Below are 17006 nucleotides of genomic sequence, written 5' to 3' on the forward strand. Positions count from 1 at the left end.
CCGCCCGCCTCCTGCGCCGCCGCCTCCGCCACCGCCGCCGCCACGGCCTCGGACTGGCGGCGCCACATCTGCGCGTAGAGGCCATCGGCCGCCATCAGCGCCGTGTGGTTGCCGCGCTCGGCGATCTGCCCGTCCTGCAGCACGATGATCTCGTCCGCCTCCACCACGGTGGAGAGGCGGTGGGCGATGACCAGCGTGGTGCGCCCCGCCGAGACGCCGCGCAGCGCCGCCTGGATCTCCTGCTCGGTGCGCGTGTCGAGCGCGCTCGTCGCCTCGTCCAGGATCAGCACGCGCGGGTCCTTCAGGATGGTGCGGGCGATCGCCACGCGCTGCTTCTCGCCGCCCGAGAGCTTCAGGCCGCGCTCGCCCACGCGGGTGTCGTAGCCATCCGGCAGGCGGAGGACGAAGTCATGCACCTGGGCGAGCTTCGCGGCCGCCACCACCTCCTCCTCCGAGGCGCCGGGGCGGCCATAGGCGATGTTGTAGCGGATGGTGTCGTTGAACAGCACCGTGTCCTGCGGCACCACGCCGACGGCGGCGCGCAGGCTCTCCTGCGTCACGCTCCGGATATCCTGGCCATCGAGCAGGATCTCGCCGCTCTGGGCGTCGTAGAAGCGGAACAGCAGGCGCGAGATGGTGGACTTGCCGGCGCCGGTGGGGCCGACGATGGCCAGCGTCCGCCCCGCCGGGACGCTCAGCGAGACGCCCTTGAGGATGGTGCGGTCCGGCCGGTAGCCGAAGCGGATGTCGCGGAACTCCAGCGCGCCGGGGCCGGCGGCGAGCGGCGGCGCGCCGGGGGCGTCGGCCACCTCCTGCTTCTCGCGCATCAGGGTGAACATGGCCTCCATGTCCACCAGCCCCTGCTTCAGCTCGCGATAGACGAAGCCCAGGAAGTTCAGCGGCAGGTAGAGCTGGATCAGGTAGGTGTTCACCAGCACGAAATCGCCCACCGACATGCTGCCATTGGCGACGCCGCGCGCGGCCATCAGCATCACCGCCGTCAGGCCGATGGCGATGATCGCCGCCTGGCCCATGTTCAGGTAGTTCAGCGTCACCTCGGAGCGGGTGTAGGCGGCCTCGTAGCGCGCGAGGGAGGAATCGTAGCGCCGCTCCTCGTGCTTCTCGTTGCCGAAATACTTCACCGTCTCGTAGTTCAGTAGGCTGTCGATGGCCTTGGTGTTGGCCTCCTGGTCCATCTCGTTCATGGCGCGGCGGAAGCGCAGCCGCCAGTCGGTAAAGACCAGGGTGAAGGCGATGTAGAGCCCGATCGTCAGCAGCGTGACGAGGGCGAAGCTGGCGTCGAACAACCCCCACAGGATGCCCGCGACGAGCAGGATCTCGATCAGCGTGGGGATGATGTTGAACAGCATGAAGTCGAGGACGAAGTTGATGCCCCGCGTGCCGCGCTCGATGACGCGGCTCATGCCGCCCGTCTGCCGGTCCAGGTGGAAGCGGAGCGACAGGGCGTGCAGGTGGCGGAACACGTTGAGCGCGATGACCCGCCCCGCCCGCGCCTGCACGCGGGTGAAGACGGCGTCGCGCAGCTCCGCCATCCAGGAGGAGGTGATGCGCAGCAGGCCATAGGCCAGCACGAGGGCCACGGGCACGGTGGCGATGGCGGCGGCGGTGCCGGCCTGCGGCCCCAGCGCGTCCACCGCGCGGGCATAGGCGATCGGCACCACCACGTTGGCGCCCTTGGCGAGCACCATGAGGATCAGCGCGACGACGACGCGGGCGCGCAGCCCCGGCTCGTTGCGGGGCCAGAGATAGGGGGCGAGGGTCAGCAGCGTTTGGAAGTGGCCGCGCGGACGGGCCGGCGCGGCAGGGGAAGCGGGCACGGGGCAATCTCCAGTCGGTCGGGCGTTACATGGCGCCCGCCACCGGCAGCGGCAATGCACCGCGCCGCATCCGGGCGGCGCGCATGCCCCCGGCACATGGCCCGCCCCCCAGCCCGGCTGGCTGGCCCGGCTGGGTGGCCCGGCTGGGCGGAAGGCATTGCCGCCGGCGCGCGGCGGCGGCATGAGGGAGGGCATGCCCATCCCCGCCTCCACGGGCTTCGCCCGCCACATCGCCGCCTGCAACAACCTGGCCTCGCCCGCTGGGCTGATCCCCTTCCGCATCGGCGCCGAGCAGGTCGGCTGGCTGTCGCCGGAGCTGGCCCGCTGGCTGGCCTTCCGCCCGCGCGACTTCCATTTCGATGGCGAGGGCGTCTCGCTGGCTGGCCGGCTGCGGGGCGCGGCCGCGCGCGGCGCGGCCCTGGCCGAGGCGGCGAAGGGGCTGGAGAAGGCCGGCTACCTGCGCGTGCGCGGCGAGCCCTTCGACGTGCGCGCGACGCCCGAAGGGCCGGTGCTGGCCACGCTGGACCGCGGCGCCGTGCCAGCCTTCGGCGTGCTGGCGCAGGGGGTGCACCTGAACGGGCTGGTGCGCCGGGCCGACGGGCTGCATGTCTGGATCGGCAAGCGGGCGCGGGACAAGGCGGTGGCGCCCGGCCAGTGGGACAACCTGGTGGCCGGCGGCACCCCCGCCGGGCTGGATGCCTGGGAGACGCTGGTGAAGGAGGGCGCCGAGGAGGCCGGCCTGCCGCCCGAGCTGGTGGCGGGGGCGCGGCCCACGGGCCGCATCTCCTACATCATGCGCCAGGCCGATGGCGGGCTGCGGCGCGACATCCTGCATGTCTACGACCTGGAGCTGCCCGAGGACTTCACCCCCACCCCGCATGACGACGAGGTGGAGCATTTCGAGCTGTGGCCCATCGCCCGCGTGCTGGAGGTGGTGCGGGACACGGACAGCGTGAAGTTCAACGTCAACCTGGTGCTGATCGACCTGCTGCTGCGCGAGGGGCTGATCGACCCCGCGAGCGCCGAGGGGCACTCGCTGCGCAACGGGCTGCAGGCCGGCGCCTGAGGCGGCGCCGGCCGCCACACCTCAGGCGGCGCGGATCGCGCTGAGGAAGCGCTCCATCTGCCCGCGCAGCGCCTCGGAGCGCTGCGCCAGCTCGCCGGAGGCGGCGCGCACCTCGCCGGCGGCGGTGCCGGTGCGCTCGGCATCGACGCTGACACCCATCGCGTGGCGGGAGGCGGCATCCGTGCCGGTGGCCGCCTCGGCCACGGCGCGGCCGATCTCCTGCGTGGCTTCCGCCTGCTGCCCGGCGGCCTCGGCCACCTGGGCGGTGGCGCGGTTCAGCCCCTCGATGATCCCGGCGATGGCGCCGATCGCCTGCACCGTCCGCTGCGTCTCGGTCTGCATGCCGGCGATCTGCTGGCCGATCTCCTCGGTGGCCTTGGCCGTCTGGCTGGCCAGGTTCTTCACCTCGGACGCCACCACGGCGAAGCCCTTGCCCGCCTCCCCCGCCCGCGCCGCCTCGATCGTGGCGTTCAGCGCCAGCAGGTTGGTCTGGCTGGCGATGTCGGCGATCAGCTTCACCACGTCGCCGATGCGGTCGGCGGCGTCGGAGAGGCCGCGCACGGTCTGCCCGGCGCGCTCGGCGGCGGCCACGGCGGAGCGCGCCTGGCCGGCGCCGTCGCGCACCTGGCGCGCCACCTCGGCGATGCTGGCGGCCAGCTCCTCGGCCGCGGCGGCCACGGTCTGCACATTGGCGCTGGCCTGCCGGGCGGCCTCCGCCACGTCGCCGGCATGGCGGGTGCCGTCCTGGGCGATGCCGGCCATACTGGCGGCGGTGGCGTCCAGCTCGGTGGCGGCGGAGGCGACCACGCGCAGCATGCCCGCCGTCTCCTCCTCGAAGTGGTTGAGCAGCAGGTCGACCCGCTTGGCGCGCTCCAGCTCGGCCTGCTGGGCCTGCTGCTGGGCCTGCTGCATCGCCAGCCGCTGCCGCGAGCCCTCGCGCAGCGTCTCGATGGCGCGCGCCATCTCGCCCAGCTCGTCCGTGCGGGCGTGGCCGGGCACGGCCACCTCCAGGCTGCCCTGGGCGATGCGGGACAGGGTGGCGGTGAGCGCCCGCAGCGGCTGCACCAGGCGGCGCATCAGCAGCAGCAGGCCGCCGAGGACGACGGCCAGGGTCAGGGCCACCAGCCCCAGCGCCATCGCCAGCCGCAGCCGGGCGGAGCCGGTGGCCTCCTCGGTCATCGCCATCGCCTCGTCCAGCGCGGCGTCGCGCAGGTCGAGCAGCCGCAACTGCATGGGCGTGATCTCGCGGCGCAGCGCGTTGCTGTCGGCAGGCCAGGTGCCGGGCGGCGCGACGCGATCCAGATTCGCCGCCGCCAGGTCGCTCAGCTGCCGGATCCGGCCATTCAGCGCCTCGTTCAGGCTGCCGTACCGGCCGGCCGCCTCCTGCAGCCGCGGCCGGTCGCGCAGCACATCGACCAGGTGCAGCGCGCTCTGCTGCGATTGCCGGGCCTCGCCCAACTGGCCCTGCAGGGCATGGAAGGCGGCGCGCTCCACCGGCAGGCCATTCACCCAGCCATAGAGCGCGGTCAGGTTGCGGCCCGTCACGTCGCGCTGCTGCATCACGGCCCGGGCCAGCTCCAGCGGCAGCATCAGCTCCGGCTGGCGCACCGCCAGCAGGCGGACCAGCGTGTCGCCCTGCGCGGTCACGCCATCCATCAGGGTGGCGCGCGCCTGCCGCAGATCGGTGGCCAGGGTGGGGTCGCGCTGCGGCAGGGGGCGCACGAACTCGGCCTCGGCGCGGCGGCGCAGCGTGGCCATGGTCTGGGTGAGCTGCCGCGTCACCGACAGCGCCGCCTCCCCGAGCGAGGAGGCGGGCAGCCTCTCCGCCATCAGCGCAAGCTGCTGGTCCGCCACCGGCACGGCGGCGCGCAGCGTCGGCATGTCCGGCGCGGGGCTGGTGGCGGAGCTGGCATATTGCCCGACCTCGATGGTCAGCGCGGTCTGCGCGCGCTGCAGGGCGCTGAGGGCACGGGTATCGAGCATCGCCTGGTTGGCCTGCCGCCAGTCGCCGAAGGCCTGGCCGGCCAGCACCAGGGAGGCCAGCGCGCCTGGCAGGGCCACAGCGCAGAAGCCGGCCAGGAAGAGAGTACGAATGCGCATATGCCCGAAGCCCACTTCAGCAGAGAGGGCCTAGCTTAGCGCGAAGTCATCAACGGAAAATTACCAGATCGCGGCCGCCAGTGCCGACAAGGCACCGGCGGCGGCCGGATCAGCGCAGGGGCCGGATCAGCGCAGCGGCTCGGCCTGCACGCCGCCACCCTGCTGGTAGGAGGGCGGCGGCTGGTAGCCGGGCTGCTGAAAGCTCTGCGGCTGCTGCTGCTGCTGCTGCTGCTGGTAGGGCTGGGCGGCGGTGGCCGCCGGCGCGCCGCCGAAGCGCATCAGCGTGCCGCGCAGCGGGTCGGCCCCAGGGTTGTGGGCGGCCATGTCCACCACGATCTGCCGCGCGCCGACGCTCTGGCCGTAATAGGCGCGGTTCCAGTCGCTGCGGGTGGAGAGCAGGGAGCCGTCCAGCGCGATGCCGGCATAGAGGCCGCGCGTCTTGGCGAAGGTGACGATGTCCGCCCCCACCGCCGCGGTGGTGGAGCCGGCGATGCCGCCGCCGATCGTCGCCACCGCGATGGAGGCGTCGGCGCCGACCTTGAACTGGCTGTCCATCAGGGCGGAGAGGCCCTTGTCGGTCAGCACCATCATCATGACCATGGCGTCCTGCACGCCGATCTGGAAGCCGAGGCTGCCCGAGCCCAGGCTGTAGAAGGCGGGCGAGGACCAGGAGCCCGCGCCGTCGCGCGCCAGCAGCACGCAGGAGCCGCCCTGCCCGCCCAGGATGAACCCGGCGCGGAAGACGCGCGGGCAGACCATGACGGCGCGCGCCCGGCGCAGCATGGTCACCGCGTCATTGTAGTGGGCGGCATCGGCCGGGCCGGCGGCGCCGAGCATTTCCTGCACGGCGAGGGTGGAGCGGTCCACCAGCGCCTGCTGCTCCACCTGCGCGGCGGCCGGCCGCGCGCCTCCGGCGCACAGGGCCGTCGTCAGCAGCAAGGCCCCGGCAAGGGGGATTGGTGCGAAGATCGAACGCCGCATGAAGGTCCTCCGGCAACCCATTGCCCAGGAATGGCCTTCCGGCTGCGGCGTGGCAAGCCCAACTTGCAGCGAGGCGTGGCTTTGCGCGGCGGTTTCAGGCCGCCGCGCCGGCCGGCGGCTCCTCATTCACCGAGGCCACGCGCCAATGCGCCCCGTGCTTCTCCAGCCGGGTGAGGGAGAGGTTCTTCACCGAGAACTGGAAGGCCTGGTGCGGGTCGAGCCCCATGGCGTGCGCCACCGCGGCGCGGATCGAGCCGCCATGCGCCACGATCACCACGTCCATCCCCTCCAGCCGCTCCGCCATCTCCTCCAGCGCCGGGCCGATGCGGCCGATCACGTCCTGCAGGCTCTCGCCGCCCGGCGGCCGCTCGGCGGCGCCATGCGGCCAGAAGGGGTGCGGCGGCTCGGAGAGCAGCCGGGCCAGCGCCTCATAGGTGATGCCCTGCCATTCGCCGAGATGCTGCTCGGCGAAGCGCGGCTCCACGCTCAGCGCGGCCGTCGGGTAGCCGGCGGCGAAGATCGCCTCGGCCGTGGCGCGGGTGCGCGAGAGCGGGGTGTGGAACCAGCGCGCCCCCTCCGGCAGGCGGCCCGCCAGCCAGGCATAGGCGGCGCTCTCCTGCGCCAGGGCCAGGGAACAGATGGCGACATCCATGTCGCCATACATCACGACACGCGCCGAGGGCTCGACGATGGCGTGGCGGATCAGGAAGAAGCGGGTCGGGGTCACACCCGACCTGTAGCCCCTTTCGGGCGGCGGCGGAATTGCCGGGACGGCATGGCCGGCCCCGGCCGCCGTCACGCGCATTCACCGCCTGTTCACCCTGAAGGCCGGAAGATGGTGGCGGCGCGGCCCTCCGCGCCCTCCCCTCCGGACCGGATGAAGGCGCGCAGGATGCCCCCCGAATCTCCCCCGATCGCCACGGCCGTGCCGGCCTGGGCGCCCCCGCACCCGCTGCTGGCGGAGCATGCGGCGCGGCTGGCCTTCAGCATGCGCCTGCCCGGCTGGCAGGAGGTGCCGCAGACCCAGGCGGCGATGCGGGTGCTGGCACATGCCCTGGCGCTGCGGCTGAGCCTGCGGCCGGATCTCAGCCTGGGGCTCGACACCGACCGGCTGCAGGCCACGGCGCCCGAGTCTTCCGCCGAGGTGGAAGCGGCCCTGGCCCGCGCCAGCCAGGCCGCCGTGCCGGACCGCTTCTGGTTCGGCTGAGGCGGGCGGGGCGGCGGGACGCCCCCGCCCGCAGCCCGCTCACGCGCCGCCCGCTCACTCGCCGATGTTCATCAGCGCGCCGCTACGCCGCGCCGCCTCGAACTGCGCCATGAAGACGCGGCCGAGCAGCGCCAGCCACAGCGCATCCAGCAGGAAGGCGGCGGCGAGGTGCCAGCCATCCACCCGCCCCTCCAGCAGCGCGGCGCGCATCCCCTCGAACACATGCGCGGCGGGAATGGCCTGCGCCACCCATTGCAGCGGCTGCGGCAGCGTCGCCATCGGGTAGAACACGCAGGCGAAGGGCGTGAGGCCGAACAGCACCGACCAGGCGAGCGGCTCCGCCCCCGCCCCGTGCCGCAGGATCATCGCCGTGACGCCGAGCGCCACCGCCCAGCCCATCAGCATCAGCGCGGCGAAGAACAGCACCACCACCGGCCCCAGCCCGAACAGGCCGAAGCCGTAGAGCAGCCAAGCCAGCCCCACCGCCGGCAGCACGCCGATCAGCATCCTGAGCGTGGCCATGGTGATCAGCCCCGCCACCAGCTCCCCCGGCCGCAGGGGGCTGACGAAGATATGGCCGAGGTTGCGGCTCCAGACCTCCTCCAGGAAGGAGAGGGCGAAGCCCATCTGGCTGCGCAGCGCCACCTCCCACAGCAGCACGCCGCCCAGCAGCACGCCCGCCGCCACCGTGGCCGTGTTCTGCTGCACCCCCGCCAGGTAGGCGGTGACGAAGCCCCAGACGAGCATCTGCAGCACCGGCCAGTACATCAGCTCCAGCAGCCGCGGCCAGGAGCGGCGGTAGAGCGCCAGGTGCCGGTAGACCAGGCCCCAGACGCGGCGCGGTGCCCCGTTCATGCTTCCACCCTCCGGTCGCGGGCGATGTCGAGGAAGACATCCTCCAGATTGTCCCGCCCGAAGCGGGCGACGAGATCGGCAGGGCTGCCCGCATCGACCAGCCTGCCGCGCTTCATCATCAGCACATGGCCGCAGAGGCGCTCCACCTCGGCCATGTTGTGGCTGGCCAGGAGTATGGCGCAGCCGCTTTCGGCACGATAATTTTCCAGCCATGTCCGCACCCAGTCGCCGGTGTCCGGGTCGAGGCTGGCGGTGGGCTCGTCCAGCAGCAGCAGCTCGGGGCGGTTCACCAGCGCCTTGGCCAGCGCCACGCGGGTCTTCTGCCCGGCCGAGAGCTGGCCCGCCGGGCGGTGCAGGATCTCCTCCAGTTGCAGGGCCGTGGAAAGTTCGGCGATGCGCGCCTCGGTACCGCGCACCCCGTAGAGATGGGCATAGACCCGGAGGTTCTCCGCCACCGTCAGCCGGTGCGGCAGCGCCACATAGGGGGAGGAGAAGTTCATCCGCGCGAGCGCCGCGAAGCGGTCCCGCGCCATGTCGTGCCCCAGCACGGAGACGCGGCCCGCGCTCGGCACCAGCAGGCCGAGCAGCATGGCGATGGTGGTGGTCTTGCCCGCCCCGTTGCCGCCCAGCAGGCCCCAGGTGGCGCCGCGCGGCAGGGTGAAGCTCAGGGACTCCACGGCGGTGGTCTCGCCGTAGCGCTTGGTCAGGCCCTCGGCCTGGATGGCGGCGGATTGCATGGTCCCGATTAGGGGAAGCCACCGCCGCTTGCCCAGGCCCGCCGCCGTTACAATTTCGCCTGACCTACAGCTCCGCCCGTCCGGAGAGCACCGTCACCACCGCGCCGCCCACCCACACGGTCTCCCCTTCCCGATGCAGGAAGACGCGGCCGGCGCGGCCCAGCACCGTGCCCTGCGCGGCCACGTAGCGCTCCGGCGCCCGGCCGCTGCCGATCAGCCACTGCCCGATGCCGGCATTCAGGCTGCCCGTCACCGGGTCCTCCGGCACGGCGGAGCCGGGGATGAAGGCGCGCAGCTCGAACTGCGCCTCCGTCCCGTCCACCGCCGGGTCCCAGGGCGCCACCACGCCGGGCCACAGCCCCTCCAGCGCCGCGTAATCGGGCTCGATCGCCAGCAGCTCGGCGCGGGAGCGGAGCAGCACCCCCACCCATTCCGGGCCGTTGACGATCCACTCCGCCGCCACGATGGCTTCCGGCGCCAGGCGCAGCCCGCGGGCGAGGCGCGCCAGCACCTCGGGCTCCACCGGCCCGCTGCGGCGCAGCGGCGGGGCGGCGAAAGCCAGTTGCCCGCGCTCCCCCCGCCGGATGCGCACGGGGCCGACGCCGCATTCCTGCACCACCTCCGCCCCCCTGGGCCGCCCGCCCGCCGCCAGCCAGGCATGGCAGCTGCCCAGCGTCGGGTGGCCGGCGAAGGGCAGCTCCCGCTCCGGGGTGAAGATGCGCACCCGGTAATCCGCCTCCGGCAGGGTCGGGCGGAGGAGGAAGGTGGTCTCGCTGAGATTGGTCCAGTTGGCGAAGGCGGCCATCTGCGCGTCGGAAAGGCCGTCCGCGCCCAGCACCACGGCCAGCGGGTTGCCCTTCAGCGGGGTGGCGGAAAAGACATCGACCTGCTGGAAATCGAGGATCGGCATGGCGGCGGCTCCGGCGCGGGAGGAAGGGCGGCGCTGTTCTTCCACCCGGCCCGCCCGCCTGTCCATCCGGCCGGGCGGCGCTCAGTCCTCGAAGGGCAGGCCCACATAGTTCTCCGCCAGCGCCGTGGCGGCGGCGCGGGAACTGCGCAGCAGGTCGAGCCCCGCCTGGTGGATGCGCTGCTCGAAGGGGCTGTCATCCGGGTTGCGGTGCAGCATGGTGGTCATGGACCAGGAGAAGCGCTCGCCCTTCCAGACGCGGCGCAGGCAGGTGGCGCTGTAGGCGTCCAGCCTCTCCGTGCGGTTGTCGCGGTAGCGGGCCTCCAGGGCGCGGGCCAGCACCACCGCGTCGGCCACCGCCAGGTTCAGCCCCTTGGCGCCGGTGGGCGGGACGATGTGCGCGGCATCGCCCGCCAGGAACAGCCGGCCATGCTGCATCGGCTCGCAGACGAAGCTGCGCAGCGGGATGATGCCCTTCTGGAAGATCTCTCCCCGTTGCAGCACCCAGCCATCGTCGGTGGACAGGCGCGCCTCGAGCTGCGCCCAGATGCGGTCGTCGGACCAGCGGGCGATGTCGTCCGCCGGGTCGCACTGGATGTACATGCGCTGGATCTCGGGCGAGCGCGTGGAGAGCAGCGCGAAGCCCTCGCCCTGGTTGGCGTAGATCAGCTCCGGCCAGGAGAGCGGCGCGCGGGCCAGGATGCCGAGCCAGCCGAAGGGATAGACCTTCTGGTACTCGGTGCGGCGGCTGGCCGGGATGGCCTGCCGCCCCGGGCCGTGGAAGCCGTCGGCGCCGACGATGTAGTCGCAATCCAGCCGCTGCTCCGGGCCGTCGCCATCGGCGCGCCAGGTGAGGAAGGGGCGGTCGGTGTCCACCGCGTGGATGGCGGTGGCCGAGACGCCGAAATGGATGGCGCCGCCATCGGCCAGCCGCGCGGCAATCAGGTCCTTTAGCACCTCGTGCTGGGCATAGACCGTCACCTTCCTGCCGCCGGTGAGGTCCTCCATGTCGAGATGCAGGCGCTGGCGGTTCCATTGCAGGGTGATGCCGGTGTGGAAATGCCCCTCGCGCAGCATCCGCGCGCCGAGGCCCATCGCCGTCATCATCTCGACGAGCCAGTGCTCCAGCACGCCGGCGCGGATGGTGCCCTCCACCTCGGCGCGGCTCCGGCTCTCCAGGATGACGGATTCGATGCCGGCGCGGTGCAGGAGGTGGGCCAGGAACAACCCGGCGGGGCCGCAGCCGACGATGCCGACCTGGGTGCGCATGGACTTTTCCTCCGGAGGCTTCTGCTTGGGCGGCACGCTATCCCGCCCCGCCGGCGCGGCTGAATGGACGGAAGGGCGAAATCCTGGCACTTTCCCGCCATGGAGATCGTCCCGCGCTTCTTCCTCTACGGCGAGGCCGGGGATGAGGCGGATTCCCGCTTCCTGCACATCGAGACCATCCCCGCCCGCAGCCTGCCGCATGGCTGGCACATCGCGCCGCACCGCCATCCCGGCCTGCTGCAACTGCTGCTGGCCGAGCAGGGCGGCGGCCGCGCGCAGTTCGACGGGCAGGAGCGGGACTTCGCCGCCCCCGCCCTGCTGCTGCTGCCGCCGGCGGTGATCCACGGCTTCACCTTCCAGCCCGGCACGGATGGCTGGGTGCTGAGCCTGGCCCTGCCCTGGGCGGCGGAGCTGCTGGCGGAGGACACGCTGCCCGAGGCGGCGCTGCTGCTGCCGCTGGAGCCCGCGGCGCTGGTTGCCCACCGCGTGCCGCAGCGCTTCGCCGAGCTGGCGGAGGAATTCGCCGCCCACCGGCCCGGGCGGAGCGCGGCGCTGGCGGCGCAGCTGCGGCTGCTGCTCATCGCTCTGGCGCGGCTGCGCGCCGGGCAGCCGCGGGCGGACGCCGCCGCCAGCGCCGACACGCTGCACTTCGCCCGCTTCCGCGCCCTGGTGGAGCAGTGGTTCCACGAGCCGCGCCCGATCGCCGACTACCAGAAGGCGCTGGGCCTTTCCGAGAAGCGCCTCGCCGCGCTCTGCCGCGCCGCCGCCGGGCGCACGCCGCTGCAAATCCTGAACGAGCGGCGCATCACCGAGGCGCGGCGCAGCCTGCGCTACTCCTCCCTCTCGGTGGCCGAGATCGGCTACGGGCTCGGCTTCCGCGACCCGGCCTATTTCTCGCGCTTCTTCCGCCGCATGACGGGGCTGACCCCCGGCCAGGCGCGCGATGGGTAGCCCGCGCGACCTGCTGGGCGGCCTCTCGCGCGGCCTGGCCGTGATCGAGGCGTTCCACGCCCTGCCGGGGCAGGCCGGCGAGGGCCGCGCCAGCATCGCCGAGATCGCCCGCGCCACGGGCATGACGCGCGCGGCGGCACGGCGCTGCCTGCTCACCCTGGTCTCGCTGGGCTATGCCGAGGCGGATGGGCGCGGCTTCGCCCTCACCCCCCGCGTGCTGCGGCTGGGCGGCGCCTGGCTGGCCAGCGCCACCCTGCCCGAGCAGCTCCAGCCGCAGCTCGACGCCGTGCGCGAGGCGACGGGCGAGAGCTGCTCCGCCGCCATCCTCGACGGGGCGGAGGTGGTCTACATCGCCCGCGCGGCGGCGGCGCGCATCGCCTCCGTGGCGCTGGGGGTGGGCAGCCGGCTGCCGGCGCATTGCACCGCGCTGGGGCGGGCGCTGCTCTCCGCCCAGCCGGAGCCGCTGGTGGACCAGTTCGTGGCGCGCCTCGCCCCCGCCGCGCTCACCGCCCACACCCGCACCACCCGCAGCGCGATCCGCGCCGCCATCCGCGAGGCGCGGGCGCGCGGCTACGCCCTGGTCGACGAGGAGCTGGAGATCGGGCTGCGTTCCGTTGCCGTGCCGGTGCGCGACCAGCGCGGGCGCTGCGTCGCCGCCATCAACATCGGCGTGCGGATGGCGCGCGCGCCGGACGAGGTGCTGCGGGAGCGGCTGCTGCCGGCCCTGCTCCACGCCGCCGCCGAGTTGCGGCGGACCATCCCGGGCTAGGCGCGGCCCTGCCCTTCAGCCGGCCGGTGCGCTCCGGCCGCGACGGGCCGTGGCGCGCGGCGGCTTCGCCGTGTCTTCCCGGGCCGTGTCCTCCCGGATGGACGCCACGGCGGCGCGGCGCTTCGCCCCCGGCAGGGCGGGCGCCCGGCGCGCGGCGGCCTTCGCCTTCTCCGACTGGGCGATCAGCTTCTCCCGCACCGCCACCGTGGCGTGGCGGAAGGCCGCCTTGCGGTGGACCTCGGGGATGCCCTCCAGGGCGGCCAGGATGGCGCTGGTCAGGGCGCGGGTGCCGCGCGGGGCGGGCTTGGCAGGGGTGGGCATGTTTTCGTGTTCCTTGCTGCGGGGAATCAGGGGTGGCGGGCGGCTCAGCGCAGCAGCCAGGACAGGGCGCGCCGCAGCGCCGCGGTGCCGTCCAGCTCGAACCAGGCGCCATGGGCGAAGATCACCCGCTCCGGCTGCCATGCCAGCATCTGCCGGGCGGCTTCGGCGGCATCCCGGCGGCGCAGGCGCAGCAGGGCGCGCAGATAGGCCGGCGTGCCGCCCTCCGGCGCCGTGACGCCGGCCAGCCGCGCCAGGGGGCGCACCAGGGGCGGCAGCTTGCCGGGCTCCAGGTTCTGCACCAGGTCGGTCAGCAGCAGGCTGCGGCTCGGCTGGTGGAAGAAGGCCACCTCGCGGAAGCCGCCGGCCCCGGGCACGACGCGCTGCTCGATCTCCCCGGCCCAGGGCTCCGGCGCGGCGCCGGCAAGGTCGTGGTCCAGCCGCAGGCGGGATTTCCGCACGGCGCGGCGCCGCCGCAACTCCGGTGCCGCCCAGATCCTGGCTTCCGGGCAATGGCGCTGCCAGGCCTGCAGGAAGGACCAGTGCGCGATGTTGGGCGCGACCAAGTGGCGGATTGGGCCGATCTCCTGCAGCGCGCGCTGCAGCGCGGCGGTATGGCGGGTGGGCGAGTGCAGCCAGAGCCCGCCATCCCGCAGGCGGAGCACCGTCATGCGCACCGGCAGGGGAAGGCCCAGGACGCGCAGCGGGCCGCTGTCCACGATCCAGAGCCCCTCCGCCACCGGCTTCGGCTGATCGAGGGGCGGATAGGTGGCGGGATGGGCAGGCTCGGCCATGCGCGTCCTTGCTGTCCGGATGCGCCAGCAGGAAGCGGGCGCAGGGTCGTTCCCGGGGGCTAACGCCCCGGAGGAGGCGGCTGTTGCGGCCGGAGCTTCCAGGATGCCCGTTGTGCGGATAGCGCACGCCGTTGCGGCCCCGCGCATGGCGGACCTAGTCTCGCCCACCGCAAGAAGAACAGGGAACGCCATGACCCAGCAGGGACACCCCGAGGGAACGATCCGATGATCAACAAGACCGTGCGCGACATGGCCGAGGCCATGCAGGGCCTCGCCGACGGCGCCACCGTGCTGGTGGGCGGCTTCGGCTCGGTCGGCCAGCCGGACGCGCTGATTGACGGGCTGATCGAGCAGGGGGCGAAGGACCTCACCATCGTCGCCAACAATGCCGGCGCCGGGCGCGTCGGGCTGGCGCGGCTGATGGAGCTGGGGCGGGTGCGCAAGATCATCTGCTCCTTCCCGCGCAGCGCCGGCTCGGTGGTGTTCGAGGAGCTGTACAAGGCCGGGAAGCTGGAGCTGGAGATCGTGCCGCAGGGCACGCTGGCCGAGCGGATGCGCGCCGCCGGCGCCGGGGTGCCCGCCTTCTACACCCCCACCGGCTACGGCACGCTGCTGACCGAGGGCAAGCCCACCGCCGAGTTCAACGGCCGCCCCTGCGTGCTGGAGCACGCCCTGCCCGGCGACGTGGCGCTGATCCAGGCGCACAAGGCGGACCGCTGGGGCAACCTCACCTACCGGCGCTCGGGCCGCAACTTCAACCCGGTGATGGCCATGGCCGCGAAGCTCACCATCGCGCAGGTGGACATGATCGAGCCGCTCGGCACGCTGGACCCGGAGGAGGTCGTCACCCCCGGCATCTTCGTCGACCGCGTCCTGCTGCACCCTGTCGCCTGACCCTTGGGCCTGAGAGGATCCTCCCCATGAGCGAGACAAGCTTCACGCCCCTCTCCCGCAAGCAGATGGCCGCACGGGTGGCGCAGGACATCCCGGAGGGCTGGTACGTCAACCTCGGCATCGGCATCCCGACGCTGGTGGCCGATTTCGTCCCCGCCGAGCGCGAGGTGGTGTTCCACTCCGAGAACGGCGTGCTGGGCATGGGCCCCGCCCCCGCCCCGGACGACGCCGACCCCTGGCTGATCAACGCCGGCAAGCAGCAGGTGACGCTGCTGCGCGGCGGCGCCTATGTGCACCACGCCGACAGCTTCGCCATGATCCGCGGCGGGCATCTCGACCTCTGCGTGCTCGGCGCCTTCGAGGTGGCGGAGAATGGCGACGTCGCCAACTGGGCGACCTCGGCCAACGACACCGCCCCTGCCGTGGGCGGCGCCATGGACCTCGCCGCCGGCGCCAAGCGGCTGTGGGTGGTGATGGAGCACACCACCAAGGAGGGCCGCTCCAAGCTGGTGCACCGCTGCGGCTATCCGCTGACGGCCATGCGCGCCGTGCGCCGCGTCTACACCAACCTCGCCGTGCTGGACGTGACGGAGCAGGGCTTCGCGGTGGTGGACATGGCCCCCGGCCTCAGCTTCGACGACCTCCAGGCGCGCACCGACGCGCCGCTGCGCAAGGCCTGACACACCGCGATGCGTGACGCCTTCATCTGCGACGCCGCCCGCACGCCCATCGGCCGCCATGCCGGCGCGCTGGCGGCGGTGCGCGCCGATGACCTCGCCGCCGTGCCGATCAAGGCGCTGATGGCCCGCCACCGCGGGCTCGACTGGGGCGCGCTGGACGACATCGTCCTCGGCTGCGCCAACCAGGCGGGGGAGGACAACCGCAACGTGGCGCGCATGGCCGGGCTGCTGGCCGGCCTGCCCGATGGCGTGCCGGGCAGCACCGTCAACCGGCTCTGCGGCTCGGGGCTGGACGCCACCGGCATCGCCGCCCGCGCCATCAAGTCCGGCGAGGCGGAGCTGATGCTGGCCGGCGGCGTGGAGAGCATGACGCGCGCGCCTTTCGTCATGGGCAAGAACGCCGAGCCCTTCGGCCGGCAGGCGGAGATGTACGACACCACCATCGGCTGGCGCTTCGTCAACCCGCTGATGCGGGCGCAGTACGGCGCCGAATCCATGCCGGAGACGGCGGAGAACGTCGCGGCCGATTTCCAGATCGGCCGCGCCGACCAGGACGCCTTCGCCTTCCGCAGCCAGCAGCGGGCCAGGCGCGCCATGGAGATCGGCCGCTTCGCCGAGGAGATCGTCCCCGTCGAGATCCGCCGCCGCAAGGGCGGGCCGGTGATCGTGCGGCAGGACGAGCACCCCCGCCCGGACACCACGCCGGAGATGCTGGCGCGCCTGCCCGCCCCCTTCCGCCGCGAGGGCGGCACGGTGACGGCGGGCAACGCCTCGGGCGTGAATGACGGCGCCTGCGCCATCCTGCTGGCCAGCGAGGCGGCGGCGGCCACGCACGGCCTGGTGCCGCGCGCCCGCGTGGTGGCCTGCGCCACCGCCGGCGTGCCGCCGCGCATCATGGGCTTCGGCCCGGCGCCCGCCACCCGCAAGGTGCTGGACAGGGCCGGCCTCGACCTCTCCGACATCGACGTGATCGAGCTGAACGAGGCCTTCGCCGCCCAGGCCCTCGCCGTGACGCGCGACCTCGGCCTGCCGGACGACGCCGAGCATGTGAACCCGAATGGCGGCGCCATCGCGCTCGGCCATCCACTCGGCATGTCCGGCGCGCGGCTGGTGCAGACGGCGGTGGCCGAGCTGCACCACCGCGAGGCGCGCTACGCGCTGGTGACGATGTGCATCGGCGTCGGCCAGGGCATCGCCATGGTGCTGGAGCGGGTGTGAGCCCTCCGGGGCCGCTCCCCCGCTTCCAGCCCCTACGCCGTCAGGGCTGGCGGAGATTCTCGCAGGATGTCCACCACTCGGTCGGCACCGCCGCGCTGGTGATGGCGCCAACGATACCCTGGCTCTCGCCGAAATTCATGACGCAGACCGGGCCGGCGGGGGAATCGACGCGGGTGACGGTCACGGTGCGGCAGCCATCGGGGTTGAGATTGCCGCCGCTCTGGAGGATCTGCTCCGTCTTCTCGCGGGAGGGGCAGGCGGTCATCCGGAGAGGCTCGGCGCTCCGGGCCGGCGACAGGGACGCCAGGGGCGCGGCCGCGAGGATGCCGGCAGCGATGATCAGGCAGGGGCGCATCATCCGCTTCCTTCGTCTTGGGGGCGAACAGATCTACGCGGCAGGGCGGGTTGAAGTTTCGGCCGCG

At 73.4% G+C, this 17006-nt stretch carries 18 protein-coding genes; 7 read left to right on the top strand and 11 right to left on the bottom strand.

What is annotated here, in order from left to right; all coding sequences use genetic code 11:
• Positions 1-1838 (bottom strand): ABCB family ABC transporter ATP-binding protein/permease (locus ACFOY6_RS09505; RefSeq protein ID WP_379650352.1); only part of this gene is annotated, 1838 nt, incomplete at its 3' end.
• A 193-nt stretch (positions 1839-2031) separates the two neighbouring features.
• Here ACFOY6_RS09505 and ACFOY6_RS09510 point away from each other — a divergent pair.
• Positions 2032-2904: an NUDIX hydrolase gene (locus ACFOY6_RS09510; RefSeq protein ID WP_109516424.1), complete on the top strand. Its 873-nt coding sequence runs from the start codon at positions 2032-2034 to the stop codon at positions 2902-2904.
• A 21-nt stretch (positions 2905-2925) separates the two neighbouring features.
• Here ACFOY6_RS09510 and ACFOY6_RS09515 read toward each other — a convergent pair whose 3' ends face one another.
• The 3 genes from ACFOY6_RS09515 to ACFOY6_RS09525 form a co-directional block, all read right to left on the bottom strand.
• Positions 2926-5004 carry a methyl-accepting chemotaxis protein gene (locus ACFOY6_RS09515; protein WP_379650355.1) on the bottom strand — a complete coding sequence of 693 codons (2079 nt, stop codon included), beginning with the start codon at positions 5002-5004 and terminating at the stop codon, positions 2926-2928.
• 126 nt (positions 5005-5130) lie between these two features.
• Positions 5131-5985 (bottom strand): lipid-binding SYLF domain-containing protein, encoded by an 855-nt coding sequence (locus ACFOY6_RS09520; protein WP_379650357.1) that lies wholly within the window; start codon positions 5983-5985, stop codon positions 5131-5133.
• A 94-nt stretch (positions 5986-6079) separates the two neighbouring features.
• Positions 6080-6712, bottom strand: coding sequence for a histidine phosphatase family protein (locus ACFOY6_RS09525; RefSeq protein ID WP_379650359.1), 633 nt, complete (start codon positions 6710-6712; stop codon positions 6080-6082).
• 165 nt (positions 6713-6877) lie between these two features.
• Here ACFOY6_RS09525 and ACFOY6_RS09530 point away from each other — a divergent pair, with 165 nt between their 5' ends.
• The gene (locus tag ACFOY6_RS09530; RefSeq protein ID WP_146201850.1) at positions 6878-7192 is read left to right on the top strand and encodes a hypothetical protein; all 315 of its coding nucleotides are present in this window, start codon (positions 6878-6880) and stop codon (positions 7190-7192) included.
• 54 nt (positions 7193-7246) lie between these two features.
• Here ACFOY6_RS09530 and ACFOY6_RS09535 read toward each other — a convergent pair whose 3' ends face one another.
• The 4 genes from ACFOY6_RS09535 to ACFOY6_RS09550 form a co-directional block, all read right to left on the bottom strand.
• On the bottom strand, positions 7247-8047 hold the full coding sequence (locus ACFOY6_RS09535; RefSeq protein ID WP_109516357.1) for an ABC transporter permease: 801 nt from the start codon (positions 8045-8047) through the stop codon (positions 7247-7249).
• Positions 8044-8784 (bottom strand): ABC transporter ATP-binding protein, encoded by a 741-nt coding sequence (locus ACFOY6_RS09540; RefSeq protein ID WP_379650362.1) that lies wholly within the window; start codon positions 8782-8784, stop codon positions 8044-8046. Before ACFOY6_RS09540 ends, ACFOY6_RS09535 begins: the two co-directional genes overlap by 4 nt.
• 64 nt (positions 8785-8848) lie before the next feature.
• Positions 8849-9694, bottom strand: a complete 846-nt coding sequence (locus tag ACFOY6_RS09545) for a PhzF family phenazine biosynthesis protein (protein WP_379650364.1) — start codon at positions 9692-9694, stop codon at positions 8849-8851.
• Positions 9695-9775: 81 nt separating this feature from the next.
• Positions 9776-10960 (bottom strand): 4-hydroxybenzoate 3-monooxygenase, encoded by a 1185-nt coding sequence (locus ACFOY6_RS09550; protein ID WP_379650366.1) that lies wholly within the window; start codon positions 10958-10960, stop codon positions 9776-9778.
• 99 nt (positions 10961-11059) lie between these two features.
• On the opposite strand from ACFOY6_RS09550, the gene ACFOY6_RS09555 reads away from it, so the two are divergent.
• Positions 11060-11911, top strand: coding sequence for a helix-turn-helix domain-containing protein (locus ACFOY6_RS09555; RefSeq protein ID WP_379650368.1), 852 nt, complete (start codon positions 11060-11062; stop codon positions 11909-11911).
• Positions 11904-12680 carry an IclR family transcriptional regulator domain-containing protein gene (locus ACFOY6_RS09560; RefSeq protein WP_379650370.1) on the top strand — a complete coding sequence of 259 codons (777 nt, stop codon included), beginning with the start codon at positions 11904-11906 and terminating at the stop codon, positions 12678-12680. The genes ACFOY6_RS09555 and ACFOY6_RS09560 overlap by 8 nt, the downstream gene beginning before the upstream one ends.
• Positions 12681-12695: 15 nt before the next feature.
• Here ACFOY6_RS09560 and ACFOY6_RS09565 read toward each other — a convergent pair whose 3' ends face one another.
• Both ACFOY6_RS09565 and ACFOY6_RS09570 read right to left on the bottom strand, forming a co-directional pair.
• Positions 12696-13001, bottom strand: coding sequence for a hypothetical protein (locus ACFOY6_RS09565; protein ID WP_379632976.1), 306 nt, complete (start codon positions 12999-13001; stop codon positions 12696-12698).
• Between the two features lie 44 nt (positions 13002-13045).
• On the bottom strand, positions 13046-13792 hold the full coding sequence (locus ACFOY6_RS09570; RefSeq protein ID WP_379650372.1) for a DUF4336 domain-containing protein: 747 nt from the start codon (positions 13790-13792) through the stop codon (positions 13046-13048).
• 225 nt (positions 13793-14017) lie between these two features.
• On the opposite strand from ACFOY6_RS09570, the gene ACFOY6_RS09575 reads away from it, so the two are divergent.
• The 3 genes from ACFOY6_RS09575 to pcaF are packed head-to-tail and all read left to right on the top strand — an operon-like array spanning position 14018 to position 16584.
• Positions 14018-14686 carry a 3-oxoacid CoA-transferase subunit A gene (locus ACFOY6_RS09575; protein ID WP_379632972.1) on the top strand — a complete coding sequence of 223 codons (669 nt, stop codon included), beginning with the start codon at positions 14018-14020 and terminating at the stop codon, positions 14684-14686.
• Between the two features lie 26 nt (positions 14687-14712).
• The gene (locus ACFOY6_RS09580; protein ID WP_109516365.1) at positions 14713-15366 is read left to right on the top strand and encodes a 3-oxoacid CoA-transferase subunit B; all 654 of its coding nucleotides are present in this window, start codon (positions 14713-14715) and stop codon (positions 15364-15366) included.
• A 9-nt stretch (positions 15367-15375) separates the two neighbouring features.
• Positions 15376-16584, top strand: coding sequence for a 3-oxoadipyl-CoA thiolase (gene pcaF, locus ACFOY6_RS09585; RefSeq protein ID WP_379650374.1), 1209 nt, complete (start codon positions 15376-15378; stop codon positions 16582-16584).
• 40 nt (positions 16585-16624) lie between these two features.
• Here pcaF and ACFOY6_RS09590 read toward each other — a convergent pair whose 3' ends face one another.
• On the bottom strand, positions 16625-16939 hold the full coding sequence (locus ACFOY6_RS09590; protein ID WP_146201851.1) for a hypothetical protein: 315 nt from the start codon (positions 16937-16939) through the stop codon (positions 16625-16627).
• Between the last annotated feature and the right edge of the window lie 67 nt (positions 16940-17006).

Source organism: Teichococcus aestuarii, assembly GCF_042651065.1.
GTDB lineage: Bacteria > Pseudomonadota > Alphaproteobacteria > Acetobacterales > Acetobacteraceae > Pseudoroseomonas > Pseudoroseomonas aestuarii.

Bases quoted from the DNA above. Each gene is read 5' to 3' on its own strand.
- ACFOY6_RS09510 (WP_109516424.1), top strand. From the start codon at position 2,032: ATGCCCATCCCCGCCTCCACGGGCTTCGCCCGCCACATCGCCGCCTGC.
- ACFOY6_RS09515 (WP_379650355.1), bottom strand. From the start codon at position 5,004: ATGCGCATTCGTACTCTCTTCCTGGCCGGCTTCTGCGCTGTGGCCCTG.
- ACFOY6_RS09520 (WP_379650357.1), bottom strand. From the start codon at position 5,985: ATGCGGCGTTCGATCTTCGCACCAATCCCCCTTGCCGGGGCCTTGCTG.
- ACFOY6_RS09530 (WP_146201850.1), top strand. From the start codon at position 6,878: ATGCCCCCCGAATCTCCCCCGATCGCCACGGCCGTGCCGGCCTGGGCG.
- ACFOY6_RS09535 (WP_109516357.1), bottom strand. From the start codon at position 8,047: ATGAACGGGGCACCGCGCCGCGTCTGGGGCCTGGTCTACCGGCACCTG.
- ACFOY6_RS09540 (WP_379650362.1), bottom strand. From the start codon at position 8,784: ATGCAATCCGCCGCCATCCAGGCCGAGGGCCTGACCAAGCGCTACGGC.
- ACFOY6_RS09545 (WP_379650364.1), bottom strand. From the start codon at position 9,694: ATGCCGATCCTCGATTTCCAGCAGGTCGATGTCTTTTCCGCCACCCCG.
- ACFOY6_RS09550 (WP_379650366.1), bottom strand. From the start codon at position 10,960: ATGCGCACCCAGGTCGGCATCGTCGGCTGCGGCCCCGCCGGGTTGTTC.
- ACFOY6_RS09555 (WP_379650368.1), top strand. From the start codon at position 11,060: ATGGAGATCGTCCCGCGCTTCTTCCTCTACGGCGAGGCCGGGGATGAG.
- ACFOY6_RS09560 (WP_379650370.1), top strand. From the start codon at position 11,904: ATGGGTAGCCCGCGCGACCTGCTGGGCGGCCTCTCGCGCGGCCTGGCC.
- ACFOY6_RS09565 (WP_379632976.1), bottom strand. From the start codon at position 13,001: ATGCCCACCCCTGCCAAGCCCGCCCCGCGCGGCACCCGCGCCCTGACC.
- ACFOY6_RS09570 (WP_379650372.1), bottom strand. From the start codon at position 13,792: ATGGCCGAGCCTGCCCATCCCGCCACCTATCCGCCCCTCGATCAGCCG.
- ACFOY6_RS09575 (WP_379632972.1), top strand. From the start codon at position 14,018: ATGATCAACAAGACCGTGCGCGACATGGCCGAGGCCATGCAGGGCCTC.
- ACFOY6_RS09580 (WP_109516365.1), top strand. From the start codon at position 14,713: ATGAGCGAGACAAGCTTCACGCCCCTCTCCCGCAAGCAGATGGCCGCA.
- pcaF (WP_379650374.1), top strand. From the start codon at position 15,376: ATGCGTGACGCCTTCATCTGCGACGCCGCCCGCACGCCCATCGGCCGC.
- ACFOY6_RS09590 (WP_146201851.1), bottom strand. From the start codon at position 16,939: ATGCGCCCCTGCCTGATCATCGCTGCCGGCATCCTCGCGGCCGCGCCC.